The sequence below is a fragment of the Nocardia glycosmidis genome (genome assembly GCF_052545115.1).
In genome coordinates, this window is record NZ_JBQWRH010000005.1 from 336,420 (window position 1) to 351,970 (window position 15,551).

General features: G+C 66.7%; 13 protein-coding genes. 6 read left to right on the forward strand and 7 right to left on the reverse strand.

The genetic code is table 11. The features are described 5' to 3' along the window. Positions 1 to 8 precede the first annotated feature (8 nt). Complete coding sequence (gene dcd / locus ACT86A_RS09325) at positions 9 to 608, forward strand: dCTP deaminase (RefSeq protein ID WP_445091598.1); 600 nt, start codon at positions 9 to 11, stop codon at positions 606 to 608. A gap of 77 nt (positions 609 to 685) precedes the next feature. Here dcd and ACT86A_RS09330 read toward each other — a convergent pair whose 3' ends face one another. Next, positions 686 to 1,135, reverse strand: coding sequence for a hypothetical protein (locus ACT86A_RS09330; protein WP_445091599.1), 450 nt, complete (start codon positions 1,133 to 1,135; stop codon positions 686 to 688). A gap of 175 nt (positions 1,136 to 1,310) precedes the next feature. On the opposite strand from ACT86A_RS09330, the gene ACT86A_RS09335 reads away from it, so the two are divergent. The 3 genes from ACT86A_RS09335 (at position 1,311) to ACT86A_RS09345 (ending at position 5,725) form a co-directional block, all read left to right on the forward strand. Continuing rightward, positions 1,311 to 2,717 carry a helix-turn-helix domain-containing protein gene (locus ACT86A_RS09335; RefSeq protein ID WP_508104361.1) on the forward strand — a complete coding sequence of 469 codons (1,407 nt, stop codon included), beginning with the start codon at positions 1,311 to 1,313 and terminating at the stop codon, positions 2,715 to 2,717. Positions 2,718 to 2,820: 103 nt separating this feature from the next. Continuing rightward, a complete protein-coding gene (locus tag ACT86A_RS09340) occupies positions 2,821 to 4,077 on the forward strand; it encodes a pyridoxal phosphate-dependent aminotransferase (protein WP_445091601.1) in 1,257 nt (418 codons plus the stop codon). Positions 4,078 to 4,447: 370 nt separating this feature from the next. Then, on the forward strand, positions 4,448 to 5,725 hold the full coding sequence (locus tag ACT86A_RS09345) for a YibE/F family protein (RefSeq protein ID WP_445091602.1): 1,278 nt from the start codon (positions 4,448 to 4,450) through the stop codon (positions 5,723 to 5,725). Between the two features lie 161 nt (positions 5,726 to 5,886). Here ACT86A_RS09345 and ACT86A_RS09350 read toward each other — a convergent pair whose 3' ends face one another. Together ACT86A_RS09350 and ACT86A_RS09355 are read right to left on the reverse strand one after the other, a co-directional pair. After that, positions 5,887 to 7,194 carry a DUF7159 family protein gene (locus ACT86A_RS09350; protein ID WP_445091603.1) on the reverse strand — a complete coding sequence of 436 codons (1,308 nt, stop codon included), beginning with the start codon at positions 7,192 to 7,194 and terminating at the stop codon, positions 5,887 to 5,889. Positions 7,195 to 7,345: 151 nt separating this feature from the next. Then, the gene (locus ACT86A_RS09355) at positions 7,346 to 8,668 is read right to left on the reverse strand and encodes a UDP-glucose dehydrogenase family protein (protein WP_445091604.1); all 1,323 of its coding nucleotides are present in this window, start codon (positions 8,666 to 8,668) and stop codon (positions 7,346 to 7,348) included. Between the two features lie 141 nt (positions 8,669 to 8,809). On the opposite strand from ACT86A_RS09355, the gene ACT86A_RS09360 reads away from it, so the two are divergent. Next, positions 8,810 to 9,349 (forward strand): YdcF family protein, encoded by a 540-nt coding sequence (locus ACT86A_RS09360; protein ID WP_445091605.1) that lies wholly within the window; start codon positions 8,810 to 8,812, stop codon positions 9,347 to 9,349. A 78-nt stretch (positions 9,350 to 9,427) separates the two neighbouring features. Here ACT86A_RS09360 and ACT86A_RS09365 read toward each other — a convergent pair whose 3' ends face one another. The 3 genes from ACT86A_RS09365 to ACT86A_RS09375 all read right to left on the reverse strand — a co-directional run bounded on the left by ACT86A_RS09365 (position 9,428) and on the right by ACT86A_RS09375 (position 13,313). Beyond that, positions 9,428 to 9,826, reverse strand: coding sequence for a PIN domain nuclease (locus ACT86A_RS09365; RefSeq protein WP_445091606.1), 399 nt, complete (start codon positions 9,824 to 9,826; stop codon positions 9,428 to 9,430). A gap of 11 nt (positions 9,827 to 9,837) precedes the next feature. Then, positions 9,838 to 10,038, reverse strand: coding sequence for a type II toxin-antitoxin system VapB family antitoxin (locus ACT86A_RS09370; RefSeq protein ID WP_445091607.1), 201 nt, complete (start codon positions 10,036 to 10,038; stop codon positions 9,838 to 9,840). Positions 10,039 to 10,193: 155 nt separating this feature from the next. After that, entirely contained in the window at positions 10,194 to 13,313 is a 3,120-nt protein-coding gene (locus ACT86A_RS09375) for a (Fe-S)-binding protein (protein ID WP_445091608.1), read from the reverse strand. A gap of 455 nt (positions 13,314 to 13,768) precedes the next feature. Here ACT86A_RS09375 and ACT86A_RS09380 point away from each other — a divergent pair, with 455 nt between their 5' ends. Beyond that, a complete protein-coding gene (locus tag ACT86A_RS09380; RefSeq protein WP_445091609.1) occupies positions 13,769 to 14,482 on the forward strand; it encodes a DUF8020 domain-containing protein in 714 nt (237 codons plus the stop codon). A gap of 70 nt (positions 14,483 to 14,552) precedes the next feature. Here ACT86A_RS09380 and ACT86A_RS09385 read toward each other — a convergent pair whose 3' ends face one another. Next, positions 14,553 to 15,440, reverse strand: coding sequence for an NRDE family protein (locus tag ACT86A_RS09385; protein WP_445091610.1), 888 nt, complete (start codon positions 15,438 to 15,440; stop codon positions 14,553 to 14,555). Positions 15,441 to 15,551 lie beyond the last annotated feature (111 nt).

The window sequence follows — 15,551 nt, forward strand, 5'->3', positions numbered from 1 at the left end:
TCGTCGGCGTGCTGCTTTCCGATCGTGACATCCGTGCGGAGATCGCCGCTGGGCGTCTCGGCGTCGAGCCACTGCTGGCGAACCTGATCCAGCCGTCGAGTATCGACGTGCGCCTGGACCGGATGTTCCGGGTGTTCAACAACACCCGCTACACCCACATCGACCCCGCGCAACGGCAGGACGAACTGACCAGCCTGGTCGAGCCGGACGAAGGGGAACCGTTCGTGCTGCATCCCGGCGAGTTCGTGCTCGGCTCCACGCTCGAGGTGTGCACGCTGCCGGACGACCTGGCCGGTCGGTTGGAGGGCAAATCGAGTCTGGGCAGGCTCGGCTTGCTGACCCATTCAACCGCCGGTTTCATCGACCCCGGTTTCAGCGGTCACATCACGCTGGAGCTGTCCAACGTCGCCAATCTGCCGATCACACTGTGGCCCGGCATGAAGATCGGCCAGCTCTGCCTGCTCCGGCTGACCAGCCCGGCCGAGCATCCGTACGGCAGCGCCGTCGCGGGTTCGAAATATCAGGGCCAGCGCGGGCCGACACCCTCGCGGTCCTACCTCAACTTCCCGATTCCGGCTGCGGCGGTCGACGCCGCCGAAACACGCTGAGCCAGGGCCGCCTGCGCCTCATCGACTGCGCGGGAACCTGTTTCGGCGGCGGCAGCGGGAACTGATCGCGGAGGTGATCAGTCCCCGCCGCCCGCTCCCGCCGCCAGCGCCGAAGTGAGGATGACGGTCAGCGGCGGAAGCGTGTCACCGCGGCTCGGCGCACTGACCCAGAAGCACCCTTCCCGGGTCCAGCGGCCTAGGCCGGTCGGTAACATCACGGCACTGCCGACGGCGGGCAGGCCGATATCCAGCCGATTGAGCACCTCGAGCAGCTGCGGCCCCGGTCGGCTGTCCGGTTCGGCGAGGAAGCTCCATCGGATCTGTCTGGCCAACATGGGACCCCTCATACCCTGTTGTTCCAGTGCGGCGCGCACCTTTTCGGCGCGTGCGGTCGGCAGGTGAACGACGCAGACCCGCCCGGTGACCGGCAGCATCACGAAGCCACCACGCTCGGTGACCGGTAGCCCGAGCTCGTGCCGATAGAACGCCACCCAATCGTCCACGGTCCTGAGCTTCTCGACATTCACGACGAACTCCTTGCCTTCCCCTCAATGGTCCCGTCCCGCCTGGTGATTCGGCATCGCCTTCGCGCCCACCTTCTGCTGCCTTTCCGCTGCCTTTGATAGAGGCCGCATTTCAACTGTGGCTCTGCTCACAAACCCCTCGTACTCTGGAGTGAATCCGTGCGGAAGGGATGACACCGTGGTCAGGCATTGGTCAGGTAGAGAGACCCGAGCCCTTCGCGATGCCAAGCGGATGAGCCTCAGGGAATTCGCCGCCCATCTCGGAGTACACGAACGCCTGGTGTCCAAGTGGGAGGCCGGGGGCGTCCGGGTCCATCCGCGACCGATCAATCAGGCCGCTCTGGATACGTCTTTGGCCAGGTCCGACGAAGTGGTGCGGGCGCGGTTCGCGGCCCTGATCGATCAGCCGGTGATCGATCAGCTGGTGACAGGTCGAAGCTGCTCGCCGGGTTTCGATGCGCGGCGCGACGCCTCGGCGCCGAGCCCGTACCGCAGCGACGCGGACCTGCTGGCTCTCATAGACGCCGGTGCGCTGAGAGGTGCGGCGCTAGCAGCGATTTCGGAGAGGGATCTGATCATGGCGGCTGCCCACGAGGCCAGCGAGCACGCCGGCCAGGCCGAGAGCACCAATGTCGGTGCGACCACGCTGGAACAACTCGACGCGGATGTCACGCGCATCGCGAACGATTACGTGCATATCCCGCCGGTCCCGATGATGGTGGAGATGTTGCGGGTGCGACGCCGGGTGTACCGGCTGCTGGAGGGCCATCAGCGGCCCCGCGATACCAGCCATCTCTATCTGCTGGCGGGCACCCTCTCGGGCCTGCTCGCCAACGCGAGCACCGATCTCGGTCATTACGACGCCGCGGGCGAACAGGTGCGGGCGGCGTGGGCCTACGCGGAACTCTGCGGACACAACGGACTTCGTGCCTGGACCCGCGGCATGCACGCGCTGATCGAGTACTGGTCGCAACGCCCCCGCCGGGCGGTCCAGCTCGCGCGCAGCGGGCAGGAGTTCGCCGAGTCGGCGACCGCGCAGGTGCGACTACTCAATATCGAGGCGCGGATCTGGTCCTCGCTGGGCAGCGGCGCCGACACCGATCGATGCGTCCGGGCCGCCGCCGATGCCGCCGAGATCGGCACGACCGACGCGCTGCACGACGAGGTGGGAGGCGTCTTCGGTTTCAACGATGCGAAGGCCAATTACTACGCGGGGGCCACCTACATCCACCTCGGTCAGGCGCAGGCCGCGCTGAGTGCCACCCAGCGGGCCATCGAGCTGTATGCGAAGGGGCCCGCCGAGCAGCGCTCCTATGGCGCGGAGTCGTTGGCGAGGGTGGACTGCGCGGCCGCTCACCTGATCAACGGCAGTCTGGACGGGGCGGCCGAGGCACTGCATCCGGTACTCGGCCTCGACGAGGACAAGCGCATCGCGCAACTCGAGGAACGGTTGAACGGTGTGCGCAGACGGATGGCGGCACCGGCCTTCAAGGACGCGATGGAAGCGCGGCGCTTGGACGAGCGGATCGAGGAGTTCTGCGGCTCCACCGCGGCCAAGGGCATCCCGCCGGGCAACCCGGGTTGATGTATGGCGCGTCACACCGAAACGGGCTGGAGCCGCCGTCGCGGCCGGGGCCGCCCGACGCGCACTCGGACAGGCGATTTATCCAGTTGCGACGGATGGCACCATGGGACGGGTGAGTCCTAGCCATCATCCGCACCGCCCCCCGCGTGTTCTGGAGCAGTCCACGAAGCTGCAGAACGTCGTCTACGAGATCCGTGGACCGGTACACGCGCATGCGGCACGGCTGGAGGCCGAGGGCCATCGCATCCTCAAGCTCAATATCGGCAACCCCGCTCCGTTCGGGTTCGAGGCTCCGGATGTGATCATGCGCGACATCATCGCCGCGCTCCCGTACGCCCAGGGCTACTCCGAATCCAAGGGGATCCTGTCGGCGCGGCGCGCGATCGTGACCCGCTACGAACTGGTGCCCGGCTTCCCCGAACTCGACGTGAACTACGTCTACCTCGGCAACGGCGTCTCCGAGCTGATCACCATCACCATGCAGGCGCTGCTGGACAACGGCGACGAGGTGCTGATCCCGGCGCCGGACTACCCGCTGTGGACCGCGATGACCAGCCTGGCGGGCGGCACCCCGGTGCACTATCTGTGCGACGAGGCCAACGGCTGGCAGCCGGATATCGCCGATATCGAATCGAAGATCACCGACAAGACCAAGGCGCTGCTGGTGATCAACCCGAACAACCCGACCGGCGCGGTGTACTCCGCCGAGGTGCTGCAGCAGGTGGCCGATCTGGCGCGCAAACATCAGCTGTTGCTGCTCGCCGACGAGATCTACGACAAGATCCTTTATGACGACGCCAAGCACATCTCGTTGGCGACCATGGCGCCCGATCTGCTGTGCCTCACCTTCAACGGGCTGTCCAAGGCCTATCGGGTCGCGGGCTATCGGTCGGGCTGGCTGGCGATCACCGGCCCCAAGGAGCACGCGGCCGGCTTCCTGGAGGGTATCGACCTGCTCGCCTCGTCGCGGCTGTGTCCGAATGTGCCTGCGCAACACGCGATTCAGGTCGCCCTCGGCGGACATCAGAGCATCGAGGAACTGATCCTGCCGGGCGGCAGGCTGCTCGAGCAGCGCGATGTGGCCTGGGAGCGGCTGAACATGATCCCGGGTGTGTCCTGTGTGAAGCCGAAGGGCGCGCTGTACGCGTTCCCCAAATTGGATCCGAATGTGTACGAGATCCACGACGACTCGAAACTGATCCTGGATCTGCTGCTCCAGGAAAAGATCCTGATGGTGCAGGGGACCGGGTTCAACTGGCCCGACCACGACCATCTGCGGATCGTGACGCTGCCGTGGGCGCGGGATCTCGCGGTCGCGATCGAACGCTTCGGCAACTTCCTTGCCAGCTACCGCCAGTAGGGCCTGGCGTGATGGCCGCCCTGCTTCGACCTGGTAAACAAACCGTAGGTACGCATATTTGCCAGTTTTGGCGACCATCTAGCGCAAAAGAAGGACTTTTGTGTACAGTGGTCCCCGGCACCACAGAGTGCCCGGCCGGATTGCCTACCCCCCCTGGGCATATCCGGCCTCAGGTTCGGCCGCCTACCCCCCTAGGCCGCCGACCTGCGGGCGGCGGAGACATCCCCCTGCTCTCCGCCGCCCCTTCTAAAATCCCGTGTTCCTTCCGATCGGATCGCTTGGTCTGCGTATCGTCGGCCGCCGACCGGATCTTGAAAATGAAATCCTTTAGGCTCGCCCCGGGTACCAACACGTCTGACATAGGAGCGCGGTGAGCGACCACCACCATCACCACGATCACTCGGGACCGATCGCGATCGGCGCCACGGCTGCGCGCGTGGTCATCGGGTTACTCACTGTGATCGGCGTCGCCATCGTCATCGGGGCGATCGCCCTGTGGCCGAGCGAGCAGCACGTGGATATCCCGCTACCGATGCAGAACGCGGGTGGCGGTGCGGTGCAGACCGAAGCGGGCACCGTGGTGATGCAGGACATCGGTCCGTGCGGCAGCCTGTCGCAGGGCAAGGTGTTCCCCGAGAAGCCCGAGCCGCCGCGCAACGACGCCTACATCTGCCAGCGCAGTGTGATCGCGATCGAGTCCGGGCCGCACAAGGGCAACCGCACGCTGTTCGAGATCGCACCCGGCCCAGGACAACCCGATCTGCGCGCGGGCGACGAGATCCGGGTGGTCCGCCAGACCGATCCCAGTGGAACTCCGCTGTACTCGTTCGAGGACTACTCCCGCGGGCTGCCGCTCACGCTGATCGTCGTGGCCTTCGTGGTCGTGATCATCGCCGTGGCGCGCTGGCGCGGCGTGCGCGCGCTGCTGGGCCTGGTGTTCGCCTTCGCGGTGCTGGTGCTGTTCCTGCTGCCCGCCTTGCTGGACGGCAAACCCGCGATCCCGGTCGCGCTGGTCGCCGGCTCCTTGATCCTGTACGCCGTGCTGTATCTGGCGCACGGGGTGAACCTGCGCACCAGTTCGGCGTTGCTCGGCACGCTGACCGCGATGCTGCTCGCCGCGGCGCTGTCCTGGCTGACGATCGAGTTGACGAAGCTGACCGGGCTTTCCGAAGAACAGAACACCAACGTCGCCACCTACCTCGAGCACGTCAGCATCACCGGGTTGCTGCTGGCCGGGTTCATCATCGGATCGCTCGGTGTGCTCAACGACGTCACCATCACTCAGGCGTCGGCCGCGTTCGAGCTGGCCGCCATCGACGAATCCGCCTCGCGGCGCCAAGTTTTCACCGCCGCCATGCGGGTGGGACGCGACCATATCGCCAGTACCGTCTACACGCTGGTGCTCGCCTACGCCGGTGGGGCACTGCCGCTGCTGCTGCTGTTCAGCGTGGCGGGGCGGTCGATTCGCGATGTGCTGACCGGTGACGCGGTCGCGATCGAGATCGCGCGCTCCGCGGTGGGCGGCATCGCACTGGCGCTCTCGGTGCCACTGACCACCGGCATCGCGGTGCTGCTCGCCCGCCCGTTCGGCGCGAAGGAGCCGAGCCCGCCGCCGCGGGCGCGCCACGCCCGGCACGCGCGGATTTGAGTCGAGCTGCCGGGCGACCGCAATCTCGGTGCACAGCCGTGGACATCGGGCGCACCGCCACGAGGGCGATGGAGCAGTCGAGGTGTGCCCGTCTGTGTCGATTCAGGCCGGTTTCGATTCAGGCCGGTTTCGATTCAGCCGATGCCGATGCCGATGCCGATTCAGCGCGGCGGCGGCGGCGGGAAGGGGAAGACCTCCGGCGGGATAGTGGGGACCACGATCGGCGGAAGGCCAGGCACCACAATGGTGTTCGGACCGGGCGCCGGCGGCGCCTCGCTCGTAGTCTGTCGCCGGTTCGGCGGCGGTGCGGCGACGGATTCGTGCGCGGCGGGTTCGGTCGTGCCCGGCGCGACCGCGATCTGCGGATCGAGAATCGTCGTGCGCGGCATGGTGGTCGGTGACAGCGACGGTGAACCCTCGCTGGTGTGCGAATCGCGTTCCAGTACCTGCGGCCCGTAGCCGAGGCCGAGCCCGATCGCGGCGACCACGGCGAGCGCGCTGACCGTCAACACGGCGCCGCTGATCTCGCGTCTGCCGCGCTGAGCCGGAGCGGATAACCAGGCCGGCGACAATTCGTCATCCAGCCTCGGGCTCGCGGCGGCGGCATTGTTGCGGACCGGCCGAGCCAGGAGCGCGGCGCCCCGGGCCATCACGGTCTCCGGGCTGTCCGGCACGATGACGGGCACGCCCATCCAGCGGTCGAGCACCTTGGCGACCAAGGGAATCCGGGCGCAGCCGCCGATCGCGAGCACTCCGTGCGCCGGGCGATCCGAGCGCACGATCACGTCGCGCGCCATCCGCGCCGACGACTCGATCGCCAACATGATCAGCGACTCGAAGTTCTCCTGCGCCAGCAGAACCAGGCCCTGCTCGCTGGGCAGCGCGACCGCCGTGTTGGTGCTCAGCTGCTCCTTTGCTTCTCGGCAGAGCGCATCCAGCTCGGCCAGGCCCGCGGCATTCGGCGGGTGCGCGATCCGGCCGGACGTGAGCTGCTGCTCGCGAATCAGTGAATCGAGATAATCGCCGCTGATGTCACTGGTGCGTTCGCTGTACCGGATTTCGCGGGTCTGTGTGTCGACCACACTCACCGACAGGCCCGAGCTGCCCAGGTCGTAGACGACCAGCGAGGAGATTCCGCGGATATCGCCGGTAGCCTGCGCGAATTCCAGCGCGGCGACGACCTCCGGCACGAGTTCGTAGTTGGTCAGCTGCTGACGCGCCATGGCCGCGTGGATGGCGCGGGCATGCTGCTCACTGCGATAGGTGATCGCGGTGGCGCCGATTCCCGGTGTGGCTTCCAGGGTGACGCCGATCGCCTCGGCCGCCAGTTCTTCCACGCTCTGGCCGGTAACCGGAATGGTCTGCAGGTCGAAAGAACGCGGGGAGACATGCCCCTGGGGGTTACCGGCGTGCGGTCGCGCCATACGGACAGCGCCGGCGCCCACCGAAACTCCCAGTACCGAACTCATCAGCTGCCCATCTTGTTAACTCTTCGCGACATGCGAGCCCGCGCCATCCGTGGCGGAGCAGGCCTGCTGGACGGACCCTACCGCCGGCGATCAGCTGCGCTCGAGGCGGACTGGTCATCTGTCTGCTAATGGTCCGTCTCGCACCGCAACTCTACGGTGTGCCGAGTCCCGCGTACACCCATCCGGCGTCTCTCCAGGCGGCACGATCGAGACAGTTCCGGCCATCGATGATCGAGCGAGCGCGTACCACCCGGCCGAGGTCCTGGGGGCGCAGCGCGGTGAACTCGTCCCACTCGGTGAGAACCAACACGACGTCGGCGCGTTCGCACGCCTCGGCGATCGAGGTCGCGTAGTTCAGCGTCGGGAACACCCGGCGCGAGTTCTCCAGTGCCTTAGGGTCGTACACGGTCACGACCGCGCCGTGCAGCTGGATCATGCCCGCCACATTCAACGCGGGGGAATCGCGGACATCGTCGGATTCCGGTTTGAACGCCGCGCCGAGCACCGCGACATTGGCGCCGAGCAGGGACCCGCCGCAGGCGCGAGCGGCCATGTCGACCACTTTGGTGCGGCGGCGCATGTTGATGTTGTCCACCTCGCGGAGGAAGGCCACGGCATGGTCGGCGCCGAGTTCGCCCGAGCGGGCCATGAACGCTCGGATATCCTTGGGCAGGCATCCGCCCCCGAAACCCAAGCCCGCGTTGAGGAAGCGGCGACCGATGCGTGCGTCGTAACCCAGGGCGTCGGCCAGCATGGTCACGTCGGCTCCGGTCGCCTCGCACACCTCCGACACCGCGTTGATGAACGAAATCTTCGTCGCCAGAAAGGCGTTCGCGGAAACCTTGACCAATTCCGCGGTGGCCAGATCGGTCAGCAGGAAGGGGACCTCGGCGGCGAGCAGGTCCGCGTAGATCTCGCGCACCAGTTGTTCGACCCACCCGGCGGTAGCGCGGTCCCGGTCCACGCCCAGCACCAGCCGATCCGGGCGCAGGGTGTCCTTGACCGCGAAGCCTTCCCGCAGGAACTCCGGATTCCACGCCACCTCGACATCGGTGGAACTCAGCGCGCGGGCGCGCTCGCCCAGCGCGGCGGCCGTGCCGACCGGAACCGTCGACTTGCCGACGATCACCGAGGGGCGCTGCAGCAGCGGAGCCAGCGTATCCACCACGGCGTGGACGTATTTCAAGTCGGCCGCGTACTCGCCCTTCTTCTGCGGGGTGCCGACGCCGAGGAAATGCACCTGCGCGTGCGCGGCGGCCTCGGCGTAGGAGGTGGTGAACCGCAACCGGCCCGCGTCGAGGTTGCGGCGCAGCACATCCCCTAGTCCGGGCTCGTAGAACGGCACCACGCCGTCGGACAGCTTCGCGACCTTGCCCGGGTCCACGTCCACCCCGATGACATCGTGCCCGAGTTCAGCCATGCACGCCGCGTGCGTAGCCCCGAGGTACCCGGTTCCGAAGACTGTGCATCGCATGATCGATTGGTAAGCCCCGCCGATGGCCGCGCCACGTCACCGAGGCAAGGGTCCGGGCAACAGCAGATGTACATGCGGCGACATCGGTGTCCCCGAATCGTTGACCTCGGTGGATAGTTCCGGCGCCGGGCTAACATCGGCATGGTGCGACGTCATCGGTGGGCCTGGCCCCTGCTCGGCGCCGGCTCGGCGCTCGTCGTCGCCGTGGTCGCGCTCTGGCCGGTCTACGTACGCCCGCACGTCGACCTGCCCGCCCGGGCGGACGCCGTTCTCGTCCTGGGTGGCGCGCACGATGGTCGCGAACAACTCGGCCTGCGCCTGGCGCGGGAGGGGTACGCGCCGCGAGTCGTGTTCTCGAATCCTTACACCAACAGCGCGATGCTGAATCGCATCTGCCATGGCGGCTACAGCTTCGAGGTCCTCTGCTTCGATCCGGCTCCGCGCACCACACGTGGCGAAGGCCGCGAACTGGCCCGCCTCGCCCGAAGCCACCATTGGCGCCGAGTCATCGTCGTCACCTTCACTCCACACATCTCGCGAGCCCGCTACATCCTGCAGAAGTGTTGGGACGGAGGACTTCTCTTCACCGACCCCCGCCCCCACCTGCCCGTCCCGCGCTGGGCCTACGACTACGCCTACCAATCAGTGGGCTATGTGAAGGCTTTCGTCGAGGATTGTTAGTGCGCCGAGCAGCGCCATCAGTTCGGTCGGCGGACCGGCAGTTCCCAGTACCACGGGACGGCGAGCGGGTTGGTCGGATCAGCTCGTTTCCAGTCGCCGATGCGGCTGACCGGTTATCTCCGCAATCGTCTGATAATCGCTGTCCACATGCAGGACGGTCGCCCCGTGCACCTCGGCGGTCGCCGAAATGATCAAATCGGGAATCGGCAGGCGATGCGCACCTCGGACCGCAAGGTGACCCTGGACCTCCAATGCCCGGTCCATGGCTTCCTCCGTCACCGGCAGCCACACCAGGGCTTTCTGGCCGGCGAGCTTGGCGACGTAGTCGGCAGGGGATTGCGCTGAGAAGCCGATCTCGAGAGCAGTGAGATGACAACTCGCCACGAGCGCACCTGGCGCGCTGGTCACTTCGGCAAAATCGGCGGCGGCGATCTCGTCGCGGAGGACCCACTCCAGCGCCGACTTGTCCGCAAGCATGAACAGCGTTCTCAGTGCCATGCCCCCTTCATCGCCTCGGCGGAGAGATCCGTCCCGCTGGCGCGAAGTTGCTGCAGCATCTTCGATACCGCACGCCTGTTCGCGACCTCGCGCAATGCCGCGTTCACTGTGGCGACCTTGGTCTTCGTGCCCAGTTCTTCGGCAGCGAGGGATAAGGCTTCGTCGTCGATGTCGATCAGCGTCCGCGACATGGCGACCTCTTCTCCGATATCGGAAATTACCTTCATATGATATCTGAATTTCCGGCATATGGATACGAATCCAGATCGGGCCTGCGCCACGAATATGACTCGGCCGGGTCCGTCGCCCGGACCCGGCCGTTGGTCGGTGTTCAGTTGTCGCTGACTCAGTGCTTGCGGCCTGGGGCTTTGGCGCCGGACTTGAAACCGAGACCGCCGGGCTTGGCGGCGGGCGGCTCGACGTCGGGTACGCCGTTGCCGCTGGTGCCATTGCTGGGTTGCTCGGGCTCGGCGGCGGGTTCGGCCGGTGCCGCGGAAGCCGCTGCGGCGGGTGGCTCTTCCGTCGACGTGGTCGGGGCCGCGGTGCCGGGGGCTTTGGGGCTCGGCCGTTTGAAGCCGGACTTCATGGCCAGCCCCTTGGCGGGCACCGTCGGTTTGGTCTCGGTCGGTCCGGCGGCGGCCGGGTCGGTGGTCGCGGCCTCGGCCGCCGGGGCTGCGGACACCTGCGTTGCCGGAGCCTTGGTGCCGGGCGCCTTGGCCGCGCCCTTCATGGCGAGCCCACCACCCGGCGCCTTGGCGCCACCCTTCATGCCCAGACCCTTGACCGGGTTGGCCGCGGGAGCTGCGGACACCGGGGCCTCGGCCGCGGATTCGGCGGCTGGGGCCGCGGCGGGCTTGGCGCCGGGTGCTTTGGCAGCGCCTTTCATGCCGAGGCCGCCGGGTGCTTTGGCGGGGCCTTTCATGGCGAGGCCTTTGACCGGTGCTGCGGGTGCTTCTGCGGCAGGGGAGGGTTCTGCGGCGGCTTTGGCGCCGGGTGCTTTGGCAGCGCCTTTCATGCCGAGGCCTTTGACCGGTGCTGCGGGTGCTTCTGCGGCAGGCGCGGGTTCCGCGGCGGTCTTGGCGCCGGGTGCTTTGGCAGCGCCTTTCATGCCCAGACCGCCGGGTGCCTTGGCGGGGCCCTTCATGGCCAGGCCGCCGCCGGTGGGTGTGGCCTTCGCGGGAGCGGGGGTAGGGGCTTCGGCGGCCGGGACGGGTTCCGCCGCAGGTGCCTTCGGCTCCTGGATGACGGTGAGGTTCTCGGTCAGCACCGCTGGTTCGACCCGCTCGATGGCGTCCAGCATCAACTGGGCGACGTCCACCACCTCGACGCCTTCACCCACGCCCTTCTCCTGGCGGGCGGTGACGCCGTCGGTGAGCATCACCCGGCAGAACGGGCAGCCGGTGGCGATCTTCGCCGGCGACGTGGTCAGCGCCTCGTCGACCCGGTCGATGTTGATCCGCTTGCCGAGTTGCTCTTCCATCCACATGCGCGCGCCACCGGCACCACAGCACATGGAGCGTTCACCGTGGCGCGGCATCTCCACCAACGTGGAGCCCGAGGCTTGCATCAGCTCACGCGGGGCGTTGTAGACCTTGTTGTGGCGGCCCAGATAGCAAGGGTCGTGGTAGGTGACGTTCTGCGACACGGGCGCGACCGGGATCAGCTGCTTCTGCCGCACCAGCCGGTTGAGCAGCTGGGTGTGGTGCACCACCTCATAGTTGCCGCCGACCTGTGGATACTCGTTGTTCAGCGCGTTGAAGCAGTGCGCGCAGGTGACGACGATCTTCTTCTTGCGCTCCTCGACGCCGTCGAACACCGAGTTCAGCAGCTCGATGTTCTGCTGCGCCAGCTGCTGGAAGAGGAACTCGTTGCCCGCGCGGCGCGCCGAGTCGCCGGTGCAGGTCTCCTCGGCGCCGAGCACCATGAATTTCACGCCCGCGGTGGCGAGCAGCTCGGCGACTGCCTTGGTGGTCTTCTTGGCGCGGTCCTCGTAGGCGCCGGCACAGCCGACCCAGAACAAGTACTCGTAACCGTTGAAGCTGTCGGCATCCCGACCGAAGACCGGGACCTGGAAGTCGAGTTCGTTGATCCAGTTGAGCCGGTCCTTGGCATTCTGGCCCCAGGGGTTGCCTTTGTTCTCCAGGTTTTTGAACAGACCGGCGAGCTCGGACGGGAACTCCGATTCGATCAGCACCTGGTAGCGGCGCATGTCGATGATGTGGTCGACGTGTTCGATGTCCACTGGGCACTGTTCGACGCACGCGCCGCAGGTGGTGCAGCTCCACAGCACCTCGGGATCGATGATGCCGTCGACCTCCGCGCCGCCAACCAGGGGACGCTGCGCCTCGGCCTTGGCCGCCTCGGCGATCTCGGCCAGCTTCGCTTCGTTCGGGTTGCCCTCGGCGTCGACCAGGCCGATCTCGTCGCCGCCCAGGTCCTTGCGGCCGCCGGCCAGCAGGTAGGGGGCTTTGGCGTAGCCGTGGTCGCGCAGCGACATGATCAGCAGCTTCGGTGACAGCGGCTTACCGGTGTTCCAGGCAGGGCACTGCGACTGGCAGCGGCCGCACTCGGTGCAGGTGGTGAAGTCCAGCCAGCCCTTCCAGGAGAAGTCCTCGATCCGGCCGGCGCCGAAGGTATCGGTGTCCGGGTCGGCGATCTCCATGTCGACGGGCTTGCCCTTCGACATCATCGGCTTGGCCGCGCCGAGCGCGACGCCCCCGTCGTCCTCGCGCTTGAAATAGATGTTCGGGAACGCCGAGAAGCGGTGCCAGGCCACGCCCCAGGTGATGTTGCGGCCGACCAGGTACAGGAACGCCATGCCGGACATCAGTTTCACGAAGGCGAACAGCGCCACCATCGTGGTATTCGCGGGCAGCAGCTTCGCCACCTGCATGGTGAAGAAATCGGTCGCCGGGTCGGCGTGGCCGTAGGCGGCGATCTTGCCGGCCTTCACGAAGATCATGCCGAGGGCCTCGAGCAGTACGATCGCCTCGATCACGTAGGCGGGGCCGAACTGTGAACCGCTGAACCGGGACAGCCGTTCCGGCACCCGTGGATGGTTGAGCTGACGCAGGATGATCAGCGTGGTGATGCCGAGCACGGTGCCGATGCCGAGGATTTCGTCCAACAGGTGATAGATCGGCAAGTTGCCGATGATCGGCCAGTGGAATGCCGGGTCGAACGTCTGCCCGTATGCCTCGAACCACAGTATGGCGCCGGTGATGAACCCGATCATCACCAGCCAGTGCGCCCAGCCGACGGTGCGGAATTTGTTCATGCGCGTGTGCGCCAGGAACTCCACGAGCATCTGCTTGAAACGCGGGAAGAAGGGCCGCCAACGATCCGGCGCGGGCTGTCCGATCATGATGGCGCGCGCGATATTGCGGACGCCGCCGATGAACGACGCCCAACACAGGAGGCTGAGCGTCGCCCCAATCGTGCCCAGCGTCACTGTCAGGGCATTCATGTCGCGACCTTTCTTTAGAGGCACCATGCGCGGCCGGTCTGGTTACCGCGTCGGTTGGCTCGTATCGTAACCGGACGCAAGTTACCCGCCAGTAACAATTATCTCCATCGTACGATCGGGTTTTGCGCGGTAGTCCCCGCAAACTAGGGTTCGGACCGTCATTTGATCGTGATCAATATCACAGTAAATTGCCCCGCGTCCTGCGGGTATGCCTGCCACCGCCGCAAACGCTGCAGCATCCCGTCCAGTCGGTGCGGATCGGCTCGGTTTCCATGGCTGATAAGGGATATCGCCTAAAACGTGGTGTTCCATTAGGCTCACAACGTTCAGATCGCTGTGCCCTCTTCGCACCGCTCGGGGAGGATCCGGAGCCGCCTACCGGATTTGATGGTAAAGAGCTCTCGCGTGCTGGAGATCGGCCGGCGACGACGACCTGATGATGGATTGGAAACTGAATGAAATTCCGCAGAACCACCGCGGCGGCCGCGATGGTCATCGGTGCGATGACCATCGGTTTGGGCACCGCGCATGCCGACGAGCCGTCCGCTGCGCAGGCAGATCCCTCCGTGGCCTACTCGGTCAAGCTCGTCGACAAGACCGTCGTAGCGGCGCTCCGGGGAGGAACCTTCTCGCTGACCGAGCAGGAGGGCGTGACAGTCGACGAGCCGAAGACCACGGTCGCCAATGTGCGCGACGATAAGGGCAACACCCTGGTCTCGTTCCCGTTGAACGTCGATGTCGACGGCAAGCTGGTGCCGGTCAAGGCCGACCTGAAGAAGGACGGCACCGTTCTCGAGGTCACGCCCGAACGTCCGGCCGACCTCGTCGTCTCCGACAAGCCCGTCGTCGCGAAGCCGGTGGTGGCCAAGGATGTCGCGTCGCCGCTCGAGAACCAGCGTGCGCAGAACGAGTTCGCGAGCAACTTCGGCATCGCCACGGCCGTCGGTGGGTTCATCGGCACCGCGATCGGCGCGGTCGTCGGCTGCGTCCTCGGTCTTCCGCTGTTCGGCGTCGGCTGCATCGCAGGACTGCCGCTCGGCGCGGGCATCGGCGGCATTCTCGGCACCATCGTGGTCGGTGGGCCCACGCTGGTCGCCGCTGGTCTGGAATTGCTGAACACGCTGCAGGCGCCGGATGGCACCACGAAGTGGGCGGAGAAGCCGAAGTAACTTCCTTCGAACCGAACTTCTCGCTAGTACCTCGGCGGCCCGCTCTCTTCAGAGGGCGGGCCGCCGGTCGTCAGCCGGCCAGATCGAGCATCCCGCGCACGACGACCTCACCCAGTTCCTCGCCCAGTCGGCCGAATGAGCGTTCGGCCATCTCGAACCTGCCGTCCTCGCGTACCAACAGCACCGTGCTGGCCCTGGTGCCCTGCCTGGCGTGGGCCACGAACCGGGCCGAGAGGGCCCGCTCCAGCTCGTACGGGGTGCCGGTGTTCGGCAACCGCTCGTCCGGCGCCTCAGTGCGATCGGCGAGCACATCGAAGTAGCGATCGACCGCACCGGGATCGGTTCCCACGACCTCGCGCAGTTCGGTCACACCGGCCCGCACCTTGGGCCAGACGGGCTGTGGCGCATCCAGATCGGCGTTCGGCATGAGCATTTCCGCGGAAGCGACGAACGTGCCGTTGGCGAGACCGTGGAAGCCCGCAGCCAGCTCCCTCGGCTGCGCGGCGCTGCGGTTGGAATGCCACCACAGCGTCCGCAGGTCGGACACCACGAGGTTATAGCCGTTGTAGTCGTCGGGCGCGGCCGCGACATCGAGCATGTACCTTTCTGGCACGGGAGTTTCGCCCGCCTGTTCGCGGTCCGAGGCGCGGCGCAGGAAATCCGTCAGTAACGCGCCCCGGGAGCGCGCGTCGATGCGCTCGTCGTTGGGGTTGCGGACATTCGTGACCGCCGCGAAAAGATTGTTGCCCTGCGGCTGCGCGGCCAGGCCGAGCCAGGTGCCGGGAAGCTCGCCCTCGGCCCGGCCCAGCGCTGCGGTGTCGCGCCCGCCGATCAGTCCGGGCACTTCCGGCCACCGGCGCATGGACTCGGTCGGCCGGGTGTAGAACTCGTCTCGGTTGGCGGCCACGATCAGCCGGTATTCCGGGTGCGCGCGCCATCCGATCAGAACCAAACACATGTAGTCCAGAATGCCCGACCGACGTCGCACCCCATGCCACATTCCCATCGCTGGAGGCCGCATAAGGGCAGTAGAAAAGGGCCGAAGACGGCGAAAAGGCCGACAGCCCAA

Excerpts from the sequence above, each read along its gene's own strand:
- ACT86A_RS09340 (WP_445091601.1), top strand. The coding sequence starts at position 2,821 with ATGGGACGGGTGAGTCCTAGCCATCATCCGCACCGCCCCCCGCGTGTT.
- ACT86A_RS09350 (WP_445091603.1), bottom strand. The coding sequence starts at position 7,194 with ATGAGTTCGGTACTGGGAGTTTCGGTGGGCGCCGGCGCTGTCCGTATG.
- ACT86A_RS09355 (WP_445091604.1), bottom strand. The coding sequence starts at position 8,668 with ATGCGATGCACAGTCTTCGGAACCGGGTACCTCGGGGCTACGCACGCG.
- ACT86A_RS09360 (WP_445091605.1), top strand. The coding sequence starts at position 8,810 with ATGGTGCGACGTCATCGGTGGGCCTGGCCCCTGCTCGGCGCCGGCTCG.
- ACT86A_RS09365 (WP_445091606.1), bottom strand. The coding sequence starts at position 9,826 with ATGCTTGCGGACAAGTCGGCGCTGGAGTGGGTCCTCCGCGACGAGATC.
- ACT86A_RS09370 (WP_445091607.1), bottom strand. The coding sequence starts at position 10,038 with ATGTCGCGGACGCTGATCGACATCGACGACGAAGCCTTATCCCTCGCT.
- ACT86A_RS09375 (WP_445091608.1), bottom strand. The coding sequence starts at position 13,313 with ATGAATGCCCTGACAGTGACGCTGGGCACGATTGGGGCGACGCTCAGC.
- ACT86A_RS09380 (WP_445091609.1), top strand. The coding sequence starts at position 13,769 with ATGAAATTCCGCAGAACCACCGCGGCGGCCGCGATGGTCATCGGTGCG.
- ACT86A_RS09385 (WP_445091610.1), bottom strand. The coding sequence starts at position 15,440 with ATGTGTTTGGTTCTGATCGGATGGCGCGCGCACCCGGAATACCGGCTG.